The organism is Rufibacter soli, from assembly GCF_054781795.1.
Genome location: NZ_BAAGTS010000002.1, coordinates 864013 through 880999, shown reverse-complemented (window position 1 = coordinate 880999; position 16987 = coordinate 864013). Strand labels below are relative to the sequence as shown.

15 protein-coding genes are annotated in these 16987 nt (G+C 52.7%); 7 read left to right on the top strand and 8 right to left on the bottom strand.

All coding sequences use genetic code 11. From position 1 onward, the window contains the following. Nucleotides 1-365: 365 nt before the first annotated feature. Complete coding sequence (locus ACYVJQ_RS05725) at nucleotides 366-692, top strand: hypothetical protein (protein WP_460892104.1); 327 nt, start codon at nucleotides 366-368, stop codon at nucleotides 690-692. Between the two features lie 167 nt (nucleotides 693-859). On the opposite strand, the gene ACYVJQ_RS05720 is transcribed toward ACYVJQ_RS05725, so the two are convergent. Together ACYVJQ_RS05720 and ACYVJQ_RS05715 are read right to left on the bottom strand one after the other, a co-directional pair. Then, on the bottom strand, nucleotides 860-1822 hold the full coding sequence (locus tag ACYVJQ_RS05720) for a cation diffusion facilitator family transporter (protein WP_460892103.1): 963 nt from the start codon (nucleotides 1820-1822) through the stop codon (nucleotides 860-862). Further along, complete coding sequence (locus tag ACYVJQ_RS05715; RefSeq protein WP_460892102.1) at nucleotides 1819-2295, bottom strand: transporter substrate-binding domain-containing protein; 477 nt, start codon at nucleotides 2293-2295, stop codon at nucleotides 1819-1821. Before ACYVJQ_RS05715 ends, ACYVJQ_RS05720 begins: the two co-directional genes overlap by 4 nt. Before the next feature lie 229 nt (nucleotides 2296-2524). Between ACYVJQ_RS05715 and ACYVJQ_RS05710 the strand changes: the two genes are divergently transcribed. Then, nucleotides 2525-3127 carry a hypothetical protein gene (locus ACYVJQ_RS05710; protein ID WP_460892101.1) on the top strand — a complete coding sequence of 201 codons (603 nt, stop codon included), beginning with the start codon at nucleotides 2525-2527 and terminating at the stop codon, nucleotides 3125-3127. Nucleotides 3128-4087: 960 nt separating this feature from the next. On the opposite strand, the gene ACYVJQ_RS05705 is transcribed toward ACYVJQ_RS05710, so the two are convergent. From ACYVJQ_RS05705 to ACYVJQ_RS05685, 5 genes are all read right to left on the bottom strand, one after another. Next, entirely contained in the window at nucleotides 4088-6490 is a 2403-nt protein-coding gene (locus ACYVJQ_RS05705; RefSeq protein ID WP_460892100.1) for a heavy metal translocating P-type ATPase, read from the bottom strand. 256 nt (nucleotides 6491-6746) lie between these two features. Beyond that, complete coding sequence (locus ACYVJQ_RS05700) at nucleotides 6747-7655, bottom strand: universal stress protein (RefSeq protein ID WP_460892099.1); 909 nt, start codon at nucleotides 7653-7655, stop codon at nucleotides 6747-6749. A 303-nt stretch (nucleotides 7656-7958) separates the two neighbouring features. Next, nucleotides 7959-8600 (bottom strand): DsbA family protein, encoded by a 642-nt coding sequence (locus ACYVJQ_RS05695; protein WP_460892098.1) that lies wholly within the window; start codon nucleotides 8598-8600, stop codon nucleotides 7959-7961. A gap of 138 nt (nucleotides 8601-8738) precedes the next feature. After that, on the bottom strand, nucleotides 8739-9527 hold the full coding sequence (locus ACYVJQ_RS05690; protein WP_460892097.1) for an SDR family NAD(P)-dependent oxidoreductase: 789 nt from the start codon (nucleotides 9525-9527) through the stop codon (nucleotides 8739-8741). 39 nt (nucleotides 9528-9566) lie between these two features. Then, a complete protein-coding gene (locus tag ACYVJQ_RS05685; RefSeq protein WP_460892096.1) occupies nucleotides 9567-10814 on the bottom strand; it encodes a DEAD/DEAH box helicase in 1248 nt (415 codons plus the stop codon). A 544-nt stretch (nucleotides 10815-11358) separates the two neighbouring features. Between ACYVJQ_RS05685 and ACYVJQ_RS05680 the strand changes: the two genes are divergently transcribed. Continuing rightward, nucleotides 11359-11766 carry a hypothetical protein gene (locus tag ACYVJQ_RS05680; RefSeq protein ID WP_460892095.1) on the top strand — a complete coding sequence of 136 codons (408 nt, stop codon included), beginning with the start codon at nucleotides 11359-11361 and terminating at the stop codon, nucleotides 11764-11766. Between the two features lie 123 nt (nucleotides 11767-11889). Continuing rightward, nucleotides 11890-12339 carry an NAD(+)--rifampin ADP-ribosyltransferase gene (arr, locus tag ACYVJQ_RS05675; protein ID WP_460892094.1) on the top strand — a complete coding sequence of 150 codons (450 nt, stop codon included), beginning with the start codon at nucleotides 11890-11892 and terminating at the stop codon, nucleotides 12337-12339. A gap of 96 nt (nucleotides 12340-12435) precedes the next feature. Here the strand turns inward: arr and ACYVJQ_RS05670 are convergent, their stop codons facing one another. Next, nucleotides 12436-13992, bottom strand: coding sequence for a glycoside hydrolase family 10 protein (locus ACYVJQ_RS05670; RefSeq protein WP_460892093.1), 1557 nt, complete (start codon nucleotides 13990-13992; stop codon nucleotides 12436-12438). 459 nt (nucleotides 13993-14451) lie between these two features. Here ACYVJQ_RS05670 and ACYVJQ_RS05665 point away from each other — a divergent pair, with 459 nt between their 5' ends. The 3 genes from ACYVJQ_RS05665 to ACYVJQ_RS05655 all read left to right on the top strand — a co-directional run bounded on the left by ACYVJQ_RS05665 (nucleotide 14452) and on the right by ACYVJQ_RS05655 (nucleotide 16916). Continuing rightward, nucleotides 14452-14949: a VOC family protein gene (locus tag ACYVJQ_RS05665; RefSeq protein WP_460892092.1), complete on the top strand. Its 498-nt coding sequence runs from the start codon at nucleotides 14452-14454 to the stop codon at nucleotides 14947-14949. A 215-nt stretch (nucleotides 14950-15164) separates the two neighbouring features. Then, nucleotides 15165-16241: a calcium:cation antiporter gene (locus tag ACYVJQ_RS05660; RefSeq protein WP_460892091.1), complete on the top strand. Its 1077-nt coding sequence runs from the start codon at nucleotides 15165-15167 to the stop codon at nucleotides 16239-16241. Nucleotides 16242-16283: 42 nt separating this feature from the next. Continuing rightward, on the top strand, nucleotides 16284-16916 hold the full coding sequence (locus ACYVJQ_RS05655; protein WP_460892090.1) for a class I SAM-dependent DNA methyltransferase: 633 nt from the start codon (nucleotides 16284-16286) through the stop codon (nucleotides 16914-16916). Nucleotides 16917-16987 lie beyond the last annotated feature (71 nt).

The following is a 16987-nucleotide window of genomic DNA, read 5'->3' as shown; positions in this document are numbered from 1 at the left end:
CCATAATCAAGTAAAACCAAATTTGGGGCTCAAAGTTTTGTTTCGCTACGCAAATTCATAAAAGAATCTGTTTTGAGCCTGTTTTTCTTAAATCAGCCTTAAAACGGATGCAGATGCCTGCTTTATTACCGGGTTGCCCAAAGTCTTAGTCTAGCCGCCCTCCTTAAGAAGATCGTTTTGTGTAACAGCCGAAGCATGGTTTAGGGCCGTTTTACAAAAAACGGCTTTAAAACACCTCTTCCACTTTTTTACCGCAACATCACCAATTGTACTTTACTGGCTTTTGTGTCACCCTCTTTGCAACTATCAACCGGGGCATCCGTTTTAAAAGGAACCAATTGGTACAGTGTAAAACAACTTATGAAATGAAAAAACTAGCATTTATAGCGGCCTTATCAGCCGTCGCCTTTCTGCAGGCAGTTCCTGCAGAGGCTTCTATCCCTGCTGTGCAGGACTCCCTGAAACACCAGACCAACAAAGAGCGCGCTAAAACAGGTACGCACCAGATGGGCCATGGGGCAAAAGAGTTAGGCAAAGGCACTAAAAACGTAGCCGTGAGCGGCGCTAAAGCCACTGGCAAAGGAGCCAAGAAAGTAGGCACCGGCGTGGTAAAGGGCACTAAAAAGGCCGGTAAAGCCGTAAAAAACACCACTAAAAAAGGAATCAATAAAGTAGACGAGAAGATTGACTAACCTTCTGCCAGCTTCTGACTGGTGGGGTCACCTGTAGTAACCCCATAAAAATCCCCGGGCCCTGCCTTCCTTTACCAGGAAATGCAGGGGCCCGGGGATTTTCCTTTTTAAGCGGTTGGCTGCGGCCAACCTAAGGCGAAGGCAGAATGGAGGAAAGGTTATCTCTCCTATTCCTCTTCCTCGGTTTTTGGTATCTCCCGGACGGGCATGAGTACAAACTCCAGTATGCGCCAGTTCAAGCCTTCAATCTCTTCTCCCAGCTGGTTTAGGCGATTTACCAGATTTTCATCCGTATGGGGCACCACATAACCTTCGCCCAGGTACACGTGGCCTTCTTCGCGCATCCTGAACGCATGTTCTTTGACCCAGGGCTGTTTCTCCAGAACAGCATGCACCTGGTCCAGCAACGGGTCTTTCTTCTGGTCTTCCACTTTCTTGGGCTGCTCATCCATCAAATCAAAAACGGCTTGTTTGAGGTTGGTAAAGCCGTCTTTGATAATGTCAAAAGAAATAAGGATAGCCGCCACGGCATCTGCCCACCAAAACCCCAACCCAATCCCAATAATACCAAGAATGGCTGCGGCCCCGGTCATCCAGTCGGCTTTGTTCATCTCTGCGTCTGTGAACAGGTTTTTCTCGTGCAGTTTTTTTGCCAGCGGCAGTTTCTGGCGCCCCAGAAAAACGGCCGGCAAGGACCCATATACCAGTGCCACCATCATCACATAGCCCAGCCAAACCTCCTGCCCAAAAATTACGGCCACGCCAATGGTGGGGTGCTCCTGCTTGATTAGGGTCATGCAGGAATCTATGATCAGGAAAGCGCCAACGGAAAACAACGCAATGGCGCTGCACAAATAGGCAATGCTCACCACGCGGTGGTACCCGTAGGGGAAATTACTGTTGGGCTTTTTATGGAATACCTTAGAGGCAATCAAAAACGAGACAGACGGGATAAGGCTCAACACGTCTTCAAACCAGGCGGTTTTCATGGCCTGGGAGTTGCCCATGGTAAAGAACATGACCAGCGCCGCCGAGATAAGGTACCCAATGGTAATCCACTCCAGCTTTTTGGCTTTTCTAAATGGCTCCCTGAGCTCAGGAGGATATTCAAATCTGTCCAGTGGTTTCATGGTTGCTGCTTTTTAAGTTCTTCTTCTTTCTTGTGCAGGAACTTCTCCAGCTTCATCACAAAGGCGTTCTCGCCCATGACCACCCCAAACACGTGCTTTTTTTTCCCCAGGGTAAGGTAGGGCCGGGTAAAGGATATCTTACTTTTCCAGGGGGAGTCATCTGTGAGGCCCGCCACCACCAATTGAAGTTTCTTTTTCTCCAGGGCTTCCAGCAGTTCCTGTTCTGTGTCCTGGTGCCACTGTACGCGGGCATTGATGGTTTTAGCGAAGGCCTTGACCATTTCGGGTTCCAGGCCGGTGGGCTCCTGAGCGCCTTTTACCACCCAGGGCGGGTTCTCTGAATAGCCTACATGCAAGGTTCCGCCGGTTACTTGGCGCAAGGTATCTTCAGGGTCTTTAGGAATTTTATCACACCCACTTGTTCCCCAGAAGGCAAAAAGCAGAAGCAGCAATAGACCATTTTTTTTTGTCATGGTGGGTTCAGCAAAAATGATTAAACCTGGTAAAGCCATTGAATAAGCCTATCCCGTTATTTTTTTTGGAAGCGTAAACATTTCCTTAAAATTGCTGTTATAACGGCCCAAAAGCCTAATGGTTCTCTCAGGCCTTCGGCCGCAGGCCCGGAAAATTTCAATTTATGGCTACCATATCAAGGAAAGCGCCTAATTCTCTATCTTTGTATATCTTTTAGAGGTACGTTCCATGAAAAAGCTGTTGGTATTATTTGGTTTGCTGTTAGTGGGTTCATCGGCGTTTGCCCAGGTGCACCAGGTGCGCGGAAACTTTTTACCGGGATATTACTACACCAAAGAGGGCCAGCGGGCGGAAGGCCTGATCAGGCACCAATATGGTACTCAGACGGGTCAGGGCCCCGTAAATCAGATTGAATTCAAGCCTTCAGACAAAGCCAAACCGGTTACCCTCACCACTAAAGACATTCAGGCTTTTGTACTGGGCCAAGACAGCTTTACGGTGCAAAAAGACTTTGACATCAACTCCTTTGATCACTTCCAGGAAGACTTTATGCGGGTGGTGAAATCTGGGGCGCTCAATCTCTACCTGCATTACGCCACTACCACCTTTCCCACCCGCCAACCCGTGCTAACCTATCTGGTTGAGAAAGACGGCGAATTCTACCGGATGGTACGTCCCAAGAACTTCTCAGAGCAGATTAACCTGCTGATCTCAGATAACAAGGAGCTACTAGCAAAGGTCAAAAACAAGGACTATACCTTTGAGGACCTTCAGGTGCTCATTGACGAATATAACCTCTGGGCCGCCCAGAAGACGGTAAAATCGGAATAAAGGGACCGGGAAACACCCTGTCTGCTGATGCAGAGACTGCACCGCCTTTTTACTTTCAATTTTATGCCGTTGGTGCAGACGCTATAGCCTTTGTAGCGTCTGCACCAACGGCTTTCCTTTTTCTTGCGGAGCAGGCCCTTTGTCGCTCTTCTTTTTTACTTCTTCTTACTTCTGTGGAGAGTTTGATCTAATTAAAGTCTTTGGAATTTAGGACTGTTTCTCGAGAAACGGGCCTAGAACGGAATGGATCTGAACGAGTGGTCATCCCCCTACCCCCTTCAAAGGGGGACGGCATGCGTGCGGTGAGGCAGAGGCCTCAGGGAAGTTGGAAACTTCCCGAATGGTGGGTCCAAGTTGGAAACTTGAACCAGGGAGATGTCTGCTGGTGTAAACACCCCCCATCGCCCCCCTCAAGGGGGGAGTCTGCGCTTAGTAAAGGGTATGGGGTATTTTGAGGCAGTAGTGCGTTTCGAGGCTGTTTTTGGGGAAACGTGCCAAAAACGCCAACGGCCCAATGCGGTCATTGAAGAACATAACCCTCCCCCCCGCATTCCCAGTTCCAGTCTTTACTTCGAGCGCCTCGCTTGTGGCCCTGCAATACCAAAGCTAAAGGAAGACTACAACTCGGCCGCAAGGGCAGTGCGAGGGGGAAAGACGGGGCCCCGCGGCCGTGAGCGCTCGGAGGGAAACCATGCAACAAGAAAGCATAAGGGCTAAGACGACAGCGCTCACTACGCCAGCAGGAGGCAGAAAGGCGTGCACCAAGCAGTTACCAAGGGAAAGGCAGTCTCGGTCGTTGGTCTATATGAACACCAAACAAATGCTGGTAAGTCAAAGCATTTGCATACACTACTCCAGCAAGAAGCAGAAAAGAAAATACAAAAAGCGAAAGCAAAAATTCCGTGAAAGCACCAGGTAACCCAGCCACTCCCACGGAATTAAAAAGCATTAGCAAAAAGTCTATCTGAGCCCTGCCCGCCGGCCGGCAATTTTCACGGAAAGCACTGCAAAGGAAATCACGCTCAGGGTACTCACCGGCATAAGGATGGCAGAGACAATGGGCGTAAATTCCCCCATCACGGCCATGGTGAGACCAATGATGTTGTAAACAAAAGATACCCCAAAGGCCGCCAGAATCAGGCGCAGGCTGGTTTGCGAGAACTGGATGAAATGGGCCAGTTTGGTGAGTTGGTGCGCATCCAAAATCCCATCGCAGGACGGAGAGAAGCCGGTCACGTTATCGGTGAGGGCCAGACCAACGTCGCTTTGGCGAAGGGCACCGGCGTCATTGAGGCCGTCGCCAATCATCATGGGTGAGTGGCCCTGGGCTTTTAGTTCGTTGATGTATTCCAGTTTCTGCATGGGGCTCTGGTTGAAGCGCATCTCGGCGTCCGGACCAAAGAATTCGCGCAGCCTGGCCTCCTCGCTGTCATTGTCACCGGAGAGTACGGCCAGCTTTTTGGTCTTGCCCAGTTCCTGCACCAGTTCTTTTAGGCCTTTGCGGTACACGTTCTGGAATACATAGTAGCCGCGCACTTTCCCGTCTAAGGAGATATACACACGCGTCTGGCGCACGTCACCAGCTGTGGCAAAGTCAGCGTTCACCCAGGCAGCAGAGCCAATCTCCAGCAGGGTGTCGCCTACAATCCCCTTCAGGCCAGCGCCCGGCTTCTCCAGGAACTCCAGCACCGGCTGGGGATTGCCTTTAAGGGTTCCGTACAGGCGCTGGCTGAGCGGGTGGGTAGAATGCTTTAGCACCGACCGCACCAGTTGCTCTTCCTGCGGCGTGAGCGCGTGGCCTATGAAGGTGATCTGGGCCGCGCTGGGCTCGGTGAGGGTACCGGTTTTGTCAAAGACCACGGTATCGGCCTTGGCCATGGCTTCTACTACCCCACTGTTCTTGAGGTAGAATTTTTGCCTTCCGAAGATCCGCAGTGTTGCCCCCAGCGTGAAGGGCGTAGCCAGTGACAAAGCACAAGGGCAGGCAATCACCAGCACCGAAGTAAAGGCCTTCACGGCCATGTCGGTGTCACGGGGCACCCAGTACCAGAGCGCGCCGGCGGCGATGAGCAATGTCACGGTCAAGAAGTACTTGCCAACCGCGTTGGCGTAGTTCTCTACCGTCTGCTTTTCGTCTTTCTTGAAGTTGGCGTGGTTCCAGAGTTGGGTCAGGTAGCCTTGGGAAACTTCTTTCACCACTTCCAGCTCAATGCCTTCGCCCAACTGGCGACCGCCCGCGTAGATGACCTCGCCGGCCACCCGCGCCACCGGCACCGACTCACCGGTCACAAAGCTGTAGTCAATATTGGCCGTGCCGCGCATGAGAATGGCATCTGCCGGCACCAGCTCATGGTTACGTACCAGAATGCGGTTGCCCTTCTGCAGCTCTTTGACGGAGGTAGGCGTTTCCTGCCCGTTTTTCAGCACCGATACCGCAATAGGGAAATACGAGGTGTAGTTGCGGTCAAAGGCCAGGGAGTCATAGGTGCGGCGCTGCACGTACTTGCCAATTAGCATGAAGAATACCAGCCCAGTGAACGAGTCCAGGAAGCCGGGCCCTTTGCCAGTGGAAATATCATAAATACTAACCGAGAACAAAGCCAGCAACCCAATGGCAATGGGTACATCCAGGTTAATGATACGCTGCTGTAAGCCTTGCCAGGCGCTGGTAAAGAAACCGCGCGCGCTGTAAAGGAACACCGGCAAGGCCAGGAGCACGTTCAGCCAGCCAAAGAACCGCCCAAAAGAGTGCTGTAGCCCACCAAAGTACTCGGGAAAACTCAGCAGCATTACGTTCCCGAAGCAGAAGCCCGCCAGGCCTAGTTTGTAGTAGATGGAACGGTCCTGCTTTGGTGCCGGGGCCTCCATGTCTGCCAGGGTGATCTGCGGCTCATAGCCGATGTGGGCCATGAGTTCCACCACCTGGGCCAGCGTGGTCACGCCGTGCTCAAAGGTGACGGCGGCCTCCTTGCGCAGGAAGTTCACGCGCACATCGGTCACGCCCCCGTTCAGGCGGTTGAGGTTCTCCAGCAGCCAGATACAGGAACTGCAGTGCATCTGCGGAATACTGAACGTAATTTTACTAACCGTATCGTTCTGGAAATCCAGGAGCTGCTGCTGGACTTTAAGGTCATTGAGGTACTGGAACCGCGCCGAGGCAATGGGGTCCTTGATGGAGATACCGGGGCGCTCATCCAGGGTATAATAAGTGCAGAGGTCGTTTTCAGAAAGGAGTTCATACACTACCTTGCAGCCATCGCAGCAGAATTCCTTGTCATCAAAAGGGATAATGGTGCTGGTGCATTCGCCCCCGCAGTGGTAGCAGGTATGGACGTCGGTCTCTAGATGTGCGGTCTGGAGCATAACTGGTCTAATTAGTCTGCCACAAAAGTACCGCCTCTGCCCCGGACAGAAGATGACATAAGTCACTCTTGCGCATGACTCTGCCCCAAACCGTCTGTTTTAAGGCCGTTTTTGGAAAAACAGGGTTAAAACGGGTACACTGCTTTTCTTAGATCAGCTGCCATGGTTTGGCACAACCGTAATTGTAAACTGGAGCTTCTCCCGTTGCGACCACTCTGACCCTTACAAGTTAATGTAAGCGTTTCGCTTGAATCTTTTACGCCGAGAAGATGGTACGCCGGGGTTCTTTGCCGTCTTCCGGCAGAGCTGGAAAAGAAAGCACGGGTATTACATTGTCTTGGGTCAGGCGATCTGTGGCGCTGCTATGGAAAAGGCCTTCCATGAACGAATAGTGCTGTTTGGCCACAATAAGAACCTGGGCGTGGTGTTCCTGCACATAGGCCTCAATGCTGCGCACCACTTTGCTGGAGAAGACCCGCACAAATGTAAGTGCTGGCGCCACCTGGGCCCATTCCTGGCTAAAGGTTTTCCAAAGGTGATCAGATTTATCTCCTTCTTCCTGCACGTGCAGCACCGTAATTTCTGCCCCCAGCATCTGGCCAATAGCCTGCAGTTGGTGGGCGTGCCAGATAAATTCATGGGCGGGGTCTGTGGCGTACACCATAGGCGAAAAGCCTTTGAACGGCAAGGTAGCCGGCACTGATAAAACCGGACAAGGCGCGTGGCTCATCACATCGGCAGCGTTGGTTCCCAGCCAGCGGTCTAGGGTAGAATTTGCCCCTTTGCTACCCATGACAATGAGGCCCACAGATTCATGGGCCGCGTAGATGGAGGCCGCCTCCATGCCCCTACCCACCAGCAACTCACCCCAAACCGTGAGGTCCTGCCCCTGCGTTGCCTGTATGGCATGCACCTGTTCCTGCAACCGCTCTTTGAGGATGGGCTCTATCTCCTGGTCTATCATCAAAGATTCTGCCGGATACAGGACCGGGTCTGTCCAGCCCGCCCCAGGAAGGCCAGTAGAGAAATCGGTCCGGACCAGGGGCATCAGGTGCACGTGCAGCAACACCAGTTGCGCCTGCAAGGCACGAGCCAGTTCTACCGCATAGGTAACCGCGTTTTGCGAACCCTGGGTAAAATCAGTGAGGATAGCAATGGTTTTCATGTGAATGGTGGGCTAGGGTTTCTATTGTATTTCTACCTGATAGAGCCCCGTAAAGTTGTGCTGGCCAAAATTGACTTCTGGGGCGCTCCTAGATTTTGGGCTGGGCCGTGCCTGGCACAGGCAAGTGCATGTGTTAATCACAAGTGTTGATAGCTGTTCCTGGAGCTAAGAAGCAGAGAAGGAAAACACAGTCACCCATTGCTTGCCCGGCTTTTACAAGTTTAGGGCAGCACCTATTTTAAGGCTATTTTCAGAAAAACAGGCCCGAAACAGGTTTTCGCGGGGGCGAATTTAGAATGGGGGTTACAGCGGAATTTCAAGGGCCTGCAGCAGGCGTTCTTCCAGTTCTGAGAGGTCACAGTAGCCGCGGGAAAGAAGGCGGGGGCCCTGCGCATGGTCCAGGTACACGCTGGGCAGCGTAGACACGCCCAGGTGCTCTATTTCCTGGAACTCCTGCTGGGTCTGGCGGTAGATTTCCTCGGTCTCATAAACGGCCAGAAACAGGTTCTCATCAATCCCGAAGGGCCGTACCACGTCTACCAGCACCTGGGGTCGGCTCAAGTCCAGGCCATCAGCAAAGAAGGCTGAATGCAGGGCACGCAGCACTTCCAGGGTGAGGTTGGGTCGCAGGTGGCGCACGGTGAGCAAGGCCCGGCAGGCAGGCTCGGTGTTGAAGGTGATCTCGGGTTGCAGGAAGAACCCATAGTCAAAGGGCAACCGTGATTTTTGCTGGGCGCGGTGCCAGCCCACGGCCAGTTGGTCCTTTTCCTGGGGCGAAAGCACGTCCTGGGGGTTAGGCCGCAGCCCGCCTACCATCACCTGCACGGTCAGCCGCCCGTACCAGAGCGCCCGCAGCCGGCGTACCACCGGGGTAAAACCGTAACACCAGGCGCACATGGGGTCTGTCACATACAATAAGTGCGGGCTTCCGGGAATGTTCTGCATGGGCGTACTGGAAAAGTGTTCTCTTATGTACTGAGTTCTGGGGAGGAAAGGTTTAGATACAGGGCCAATTCCAGGCGGGAAATCCTAGCCGCGATTAGCTGTTTTAGGCACGTTTTTCAAAAAACAGCCCTGAAACAGCTACTCGTGGTAGATCATTTTCACGGTCATGCCGCCGTCTATGGTCAGGCTCTGGCCCGTGATAAAACCCGCCTTGTCTGAGCACAGAAAAAGAGCGGCCTCGGCTATGTCCTGGGGAGTGCCTACGCGGCCCACCGGGTGCTGCTCCCGGTCTTCTGTGCTGTGGTGCGGCTCGGTTTTTTGGCCTTCCTGCTGCCAGGGGCCGGTTTCCACCCAGCCTGGGGCGATGGCGTTGACCCGAATGCGCTGGGGTGCCAGACTAATGGCCAGCGAATGGGTGAGCGCCTCCAAGCCGCCTTTAGAGGCAGTGTAGCCAAAGGTGTCTGGTTCAGATAGAAAGGCGCGGGTAGAGGTAATGTTTAAGATGGAGGGGTTGGTGCCTTTCTCCAGCAGCGGCAGGGCGTATTTGGCGCACAGAAACGGGCCACGCAGGTTCACAGACAGCACCTGGTCAAACTCTTCTACCGTGACCTGGGCCAACGGCTTGCGGGCGGGGGCGGCCATACCGGCATTGTTGAGGAGCACGTCCAGATGGCCGTATTGCTGCCGTATCTTGTTCATGAGCTGCTGCACCTGCTGTTCTTTGCTTACGTCACAGGGCATAAACTCTGCGGCCAGGTTTTCCTTTTTCAGCCAGGCCATGGCATCTGCGCCGGCGTCCCAGTCCAGGTCTGTGATAATCACCTGGGCTCGCTCCCGCGCGAAGGCCTGGGCCAGGCCTCGGCCAATACCCTGGGCCCCGCCCGTAACCAGTACTACCTTAGAAGTGTAATTAGAAGAAGTTGCCATACGGTGCAATACGCCTTCAGCAGGTCTTTGACTATTGAGTTACTTCTTCTTTTTGGGGCTTTTCTTCCTTTTGGGGGCATTTTCAAAGTCTTCTACCTCTTTCAGGAGAGACTTCAAATCTGGTTTCACCTCTGCTGAGAAATCAATGGTGGCGGTGTAGTCCTGCTTTTCAATGTCCAGCACCTTGATGGGCTTGCCCAGGTACTTTTCAATCTCGTCCAGGATAGGCTTCTCCTCAGGGCTGCAGAACGACACCGACTTTCCTTTGTGGGTACCCCGGCCGGTACGGCCCACGCGGTGCACGTAGTTCTCCGGCACGTCTGGCAGGTCATAGTTCACCACGTACTCTACCGCAGGTATATCAATGCCCCGGGAACTCACGTCTGTAGCGATGAGCACCATCACCTCGCCTTTCTTGAAGCAGGTAAGGGCGGCCAGGCGGTCTTTCTGCTCCTTGTCGCCGTGCAGGGTGTCGGCCTTGATGCCTACGCGCTCCATGGCGGCGTGCACCCTTTCGGCGCGCACCTTAGTCCGCACGAACACCAGTATCTTGCTGCCTTCGTTCTCCTTGATCACGCGCTCCAGGAAGAAACGCTTGTCATCCATGCCAATGTAGGCCACGCTGTGGTCCACGTTTTTGGAGACGGGGTCTTTGGGCGAGATCTGGATCCGGATGGGCTTGGTCACCAGCGAGTAGGCCAGGTCTTTGAGCACTTCATTGATGGTAGCCGAGAAGAACAATGTCTGACGCTTGCGGGGCAGGTGGCGCAGTACATCTCTAATGTCTTTGATAAAACCCAGGTCCAGCATGTGGTCGGCCTCGTCCAGGATAAGCACCTCTACGCGCTCCAGCCGGATGTGCCCCTGGCTGACCAGGTCAAACATACGGCCCGGCGTGGCCACCAGCACGTCAATGCCGTCTTCCAGCTTGGTGATTTGGGGGGCTTGTTCCACCCCACCGTACACGGTCATGGTTTTGACGCGGGTATGCTTGCCCAGGGTCTGGAACACCTCAGTGATCTGAATGGCCAGTTCGCGGGTGGGCACCATGACCAGGCATTTGATGCCGTCTTGCCGGGCGTACTGCTTGCGTTCATGCAGCATGTGCAGCACCGGTATGGCAAAGGCGGCCGTCTTGCCGGTACCCGTCTGCGCAATGGCCAGCACGTCTTCCCCTTTCAAGATGGGCGGAATGGCCTTGAATTGGATATCGGTGGGTTTCTTGAAGCCCAGTTTCTCCAGGCTTTTCTTGATGGCGGGGTTGATATGGTAATCGTCGAACTTCATGGTTGCGCGGGTGTTCTGGCCGGGGCCGAGGTGACAAACGGTTCTTGCTTGTACGCGGTACTGGCCAAAACCTTTACAAAGGTGCAACTTCTTTCCGGGTTTTGCAGAGGGAGGTGGTGCATTGGGGACGGTTTTACGTTTTGGGGCTACTTTCAGAAAAACAGGCTTAAAACAGGGGTATCGGTTTTGGGTTGGAAATTGATGCTTCCCTCTCCCTACCTCTTGCCATACCACAAGGCTGGTAAAATTATGCGTGTATACCCGTGTATATCCGTGTAATACACGGCTAGGCTAAACTCAAAGATTCTAATGCACTGTTGCCTGCACCGCTTCGTAAGGGAAAATTCGGCCTGTTTATGCCCTTTTTCTTGCTTCAAAGTTGTTTTAAAGGTGTTTTTTTGGAAAACATGCCAAAAACGCTATCTTGTAAAGAGAACCCTAACCAACTCAAAGAAGCCTAGGTTAGGCAATGAAAACCTCCGCACATAGTGCAGATAAACGTATGTTTACGTTTAGCAACTAGTTGGCGGTAAGGCATAGAAAAATGAAAAATAGAATCTTAGCAATTTTATTATCGCTGATTTTTCTTAGTTGTAGTGAGCAGAAAGAATTTGCAACAACAAAAGAAGAGTCAATAAAATATGCCACCGTGGATATTGAACAGCTTCTTGAACACCCTGCCCGATTCGATGGAAAATATATAGAATCATCGGGAATCTTAGTCTATGAATTCGAGAATGTAGGAATCTACAAAACACGGACGGACGCAAACAGGAAAGAGCCGAAGAACGCTCTATGGACAGAATTAGATAAAGGGCTTATAAGTGAAAAGGAGCTTGAAAAGCTAAATGGCAAAGAAGTTATTATCCGTGGACTTGTAAATTTAGAAAGTAAAGGGCATCTAATGCAGTTCGCTGGTACTTTAGAAAAAGTAAATTATATAAAGTACTAGAAAAAGCCCTACCGCCAACAATGCATAAACGTCACCCTTCGGCCGACGGCCTTGCGCGTCGTTTATACTAACCGTTATAAAAAGTCCAACCCTAAAAGTCAGACCGACTAAAAGCCCTTATGAATGGAACAGAGGAACAAAGAGGAACAGACAGCTAATACACAAGGAGCAACGCCTTTCGCCCAAACGTATTTTCACGGAACAAAAGCAGATGTAAAGATCGGCGACTTGATTGAAGTTGGATTCAACTCAAACTACGGGCAACAGAAAAACGCAAAATACATATTTTTGACAGCCACCTTAGACGCAGCCATTTGGGGCGCTGAGCTTGCTTTGGGAGACGGAAAACAGAGAATTTATTTAGTTGAGCCCACCGGAGAAATTGAGGATGACCCAGATTTGACTGACAAAAAGTTTCCAGGTAACCCTACAAAATCATATCGCTCCACTTATCCTTTTAGGGTTGTTGGAGAGGTAGCTGTTTGGCAAGGACACCCAATAGAACAAGTGAATACCATGAAAAAACACCTTGAACAACTAAAAGCACAAGGGGTAAACTCATTGAATGAATAATTAAAAAAACATGGGCTAACCCCTCCCAAAACGCCACGGCCTGCCTTCTCAAGAGAAAGCAGGCCGTGGCGTTTCTATGCTTTTACCAGAGCTGAGTTAGAGACTGACTTCCGGCAAGGTGGCTTCCTGGCGGTCGCTTTCGTTGCCCATGCGGTCTACGGAGGTAACGGCTACCTTCTTCAGCGGAAGCGCTTGTCCGGCTTTATTAGGCAAGGAACGCAGCAGCGTGAAGGAGCGGTCGTTGCGGTTCAGGACTTTGTAGTTCCAGGCGTTGCCATATTGGTAGTACACCACCGTCCTGAACGCATCTTTGGCCTCTTTGGGCACCCACACCACGCGCACGCTGTCGCCCTGCAGTTCGGTGCTCACTGAGGGAGTGGCCGGGGCCTGCTGGTCCAGCCAGGGGCTGGTGGGCACCAGCGCGTCATTTTTATAGGGGCCGGCCAGCAGGGCTTTGGCCATGGGCGGGTTTTTGGTCACCGAGGAAAGGCTCCAGTGGATAACCCCTTTGCTGTCTGGCAGCATGCCCCTTGATACCATAATCTGGCTCATGATTTCCTGCACGTTGAGCGCGCTGCTGTCGCGGCCCACGCTGATGCCGGGCCACAGGTGGCGCTTCATGGTGTTCTCCTGCGCCCACCAACCCAGCAACACCGGGAAACTCTGGTTCATCTGGTTGATCTTCCAGTACAGCTGCGGTGCGAAATAGTCAATCCAGCCTTTGTTCAGCCACAGGCGGGCATCGGCGAAGAGGACGTTGTGCTGGTCAAAGCCCTGCACCGAGGCCGGGTAGCCGGGCCGCCAGATCCCGAAGGGGCTCAACCCAAATTTCACGTGCGCTTTCTCAGCCTTGATGCCTGCGTAGAGGCGCTCAATGAACTGGTTCACGGCCTGCCGGCGCCAATCTCCTCTGGACAAGGTACCGCCGCTTTTCTGGTACGCCGCCCAACTCACCTCATCCGGGAAGTCCTGGTCGCCGTTGTAAGACGGGTACGGGTAGAAGTAATCATCAAAGTGCACGCCGTCAATGTCATAGCGCTTCACCAGGTCCATGACCACGTTGTAGGAGTGGTCCTGCGTGCCCTTTTGGGCGGGGTCTAACCAGTAGTAGCCTTCTTTCAGTTGCACCACCAGCTCGGGGTGCTTTTTCACAATGGACTGCTCGCTCACGGGGCCACCAGCCACGTGGTGGGCGCGGTACGGGTTCAGCCATACGTGCAGCTCCAGGCCGCGGTCATGGGCGGCCTCGGTCCAGAATTCCAGCGGGTCATAGAACGGGTCCGGGGCTTTGCCCTGCTCGCCGGTGAGGTAGTAAGACCAAGGCTCCAGGTCACTTTTGTAGAGGGCATCGGCCTGAGGCCGAACCTGGAAAATGACGGCGTTGTAGTGGTGCTGTTGCAGGAAATCCAACAGTTCAATGGCTTCGCGCTGCTGCTCCTGGGTACTAAGGCCCGGTTTGCTGGGCCAGTTGATGTTGGCCACGGTGGCTACCCAAGCGGCCCTGAACTCAGACTCGGCTTTGGCACCCGGGGCCGGGGGAGCTTGCTGCGAAGTAACTGGCTCCTGCGGAGCGACGGGCTTGGCGGGGGAGCAGGCCTGCAGGAACGCAAGGCAACAGAGGCTCACAAGGGAGAACAGTAGATTTCTATGCATGAGGTGTAGGTTTGGTGAGAGTTTGGGTTGCTGCATGCCAGCAGGAACAGAGGCTAATTTAGACAGGGATTCTGGTGGTATGCAACCTTTCTTTTCTCGCCCCCCGCGTTTTAGGGCTAAATTTCAAAAAACGGCTCTAAAACGCAGACAACGCTTCCGGCACCCGATTGGATATAGGCGAAGATTTCTGTTCTCCAGGATGGGCTATCACGTATGGCCGCTCCGTCAACATCAGGGCAATTAACTCTTAAAATCACCATCCTGCCTTCGAAGTTACAGCCCCAGGCCAACGGCAAAACCATTCCGCCCACCAACAAGAAATTCAAGCCTACCTTGGCCACTCTTGGGCAATGGAAAGATAGAAAATGGTGGCGGAGCATCTGGCCAAGGTAACCAGCTGTTCCTGAAACCAGTAGAGAAAGAGGGAATTCCCTAACCAAGAAGCTAAAACCCGAAAAGATGGAAGAATCCTATACCCTTCCCGCCCAAACCCGCATTGGGCATGTGCACCTTAAAGTAGCCGACCTGGACCGGTCCCTGGCCTTTTACCGCGACCTACTGGGCTTTGAAGTCACGACCATGTACGGAAGCCAGGCAGCGTTTATTTCGGCGGGCGGCTACCATCACCATATTGGCCTGAATACCTGGTACAGCAAAGATGCTCCTCCCGCCGAGCAGGAAGGTGTGGGGTTGTTCCACACCGCCATTCTATACCCCACCAGAAAAGACCTGGCCCTCATTTTTGACCGGCTCAGAAAAGCCCGTTACCCCTTTACCGGCGCCAGCGACCACGGCGTTTCTGAGGCGCTCTATCTCAATGACCCAGACGGCAACGGCGTAGAGCTGTACTGGGACCGGCCCAAGGAACAGTGGCCCTCCAAACCAGACGGTTCCTTAGACATGTACACCCGGCCCCTGGATCTGCAAGGCTTACTTTCAGAGATAGAAGAAGCCTAGCCTGCCTTTTGGGGGCCAGAAAGCGGGTGCTGCTTCAGGGCCGTTTTTCAAAAAATAGCCCCGAAACAGAAAAAGCCGTACCCTACAAAACAAAACTGTCACTCAAAAGGTAACCAGACCATTGGCCTGCGTCGCCTTGGGCGGCAGGCGCTGGTTTTATATGGCCAGGCCAACAAAAAAACAAGTATTCACTGCAAACTCACCTCCGTAATAAGATGAAGTTATTCCTTCAATGGACGGTCATTATTCCCCTTCTGGCATGGGCCCTCTACTTTTCAGGACTCGTCCAGGACAGCAGTTTCTTTCAGGTGGTGGCCAGTGGCTTGCTTATCCTTAGTGTTATGTCAGCGGTGCACTATTCAGAGATCATTGCCCAGAAGGTAGGCGAACCGTACGGTACCATCATTCTGGCCATCTCCATCACCGTAATAGAGGTATCTATCATCATTTCCCTTATGATAGCAGAGGGGGCTGAAGCTGCTTCCCTGGCCCGCGACACGGTCTATTCGGCTACCATGCTCATCTTGAACGGAATAGTGGGCCTTTGTCTGTTGATAGGCAGCCTGAAGCATTATGAACAGAACTTCTCCAAACCGTCGGTTACTATTGCGCTGGTTTCCCTGATTTCTATTATTGTTTTCACGCTGGTGTTCCCCACATTCACAGAAAGCGTATCGGGGTCCTATTATTCTAACCCTCAGTTGATTTTCGCTTCCATTGCCTGCCTGGTCATTTACTCCACCTTCCTGTTTGTGCAGACCAAGCGGCACCGCAGCTATTTCTTAACCGTGGGCGATGATGATGAAGAAGCTGAGACCACTCCCCTTCCCATCAGCAACCAGGTGTTTTTCCTGAGCCTTCTCTTCCTGATCATTTGTCTGGGCATAGTGGTCTTACTGGCCAAGACCCTTTCTCCCACCATTGAAAGCATCATTACAGGCTACCAACTGCCCAAAACCCTGGTGGGCGTGATTATTGCGGCCATCATCCTGTTACCCGAGGGAGTGGCCGCCATCATTGCCGCCAGAAACAACAGACTCCAGACCAGTCTGAACCTGTCACTGGGTTCTGCCCTGGCCAGTATTGGCCTCACCATTCCAAGCGTGGCTATTGTTTGCATCCTTTTTGATTTCAAGATCATTTTAGGCCTTGATATAAAATCCATTATCTTGCTGGGGCTCTCTGTATTCACGGTCATGCTTTCTTTAAGCAGCGGAAAAACCAATATTGTGTATGGGGTGGTATTGCTGGTGAACCTGTTCGCCTTTATCTTCCTCATGATCTATCCTTAAGCCAAACCGTGTAGCCATTTAACCTGGTAATTTCTTGCGCCTATGAACGTACAGCAGGCCTACAACCAGTGGGCAGAACAGTATGATTCTAACAGAAACCGAACCAGGGATCTGGAGGCCGTTTCCTTGCGGCAAACGCTGGCCTGCCTACAGGTTGAACGTTGCCTGGAGATTGGGTGCGGAACCGGCAAGAACACAGCCTGGCTGCAAGAGATAGCCCAGGAAATAACCGCCGTAGACTTTTCTGAGAAAATGCTTGCGGTGGCCCGCCAGAAAACCCAGGCAGAGAAAGTACATTTTGTCCACGCCGATATCACCCAAGAGTGGGCCTTTGCCCAGGGTGTGTACCAGTTGGTTACCTTTAGCCTGGTGCTGGAGCATATAGAAGACCTGCCACGTATTTTCCGGAAGGTAAAAGCAGTGACTGCCCCCGGCAGCTTGGTGTACTTAGGCGAACTTCATCCTTTCAAACAATACATGGGCACCAAGGCGCGGTTTGACACGCCCCACGGAACCCAGGAGGTTACCTGCTACACCCACCACTTCTCTGACTTCTGCCAGGCGGCATCAGACAACGGGTTCTCCCTGGAGCTGGTCCAGGAATACTTTGATGAAGATGACCGCACCACTGTTCCCCGCATACTCACCCTGCTTTTCAAAAGAAGTAACTCCTAATAACCTCATCGCCAGCATGGGGCAGTTCAGGGTTTGCCAGCACGAAGAGAATTCAAGAAAGCGAAAGGACT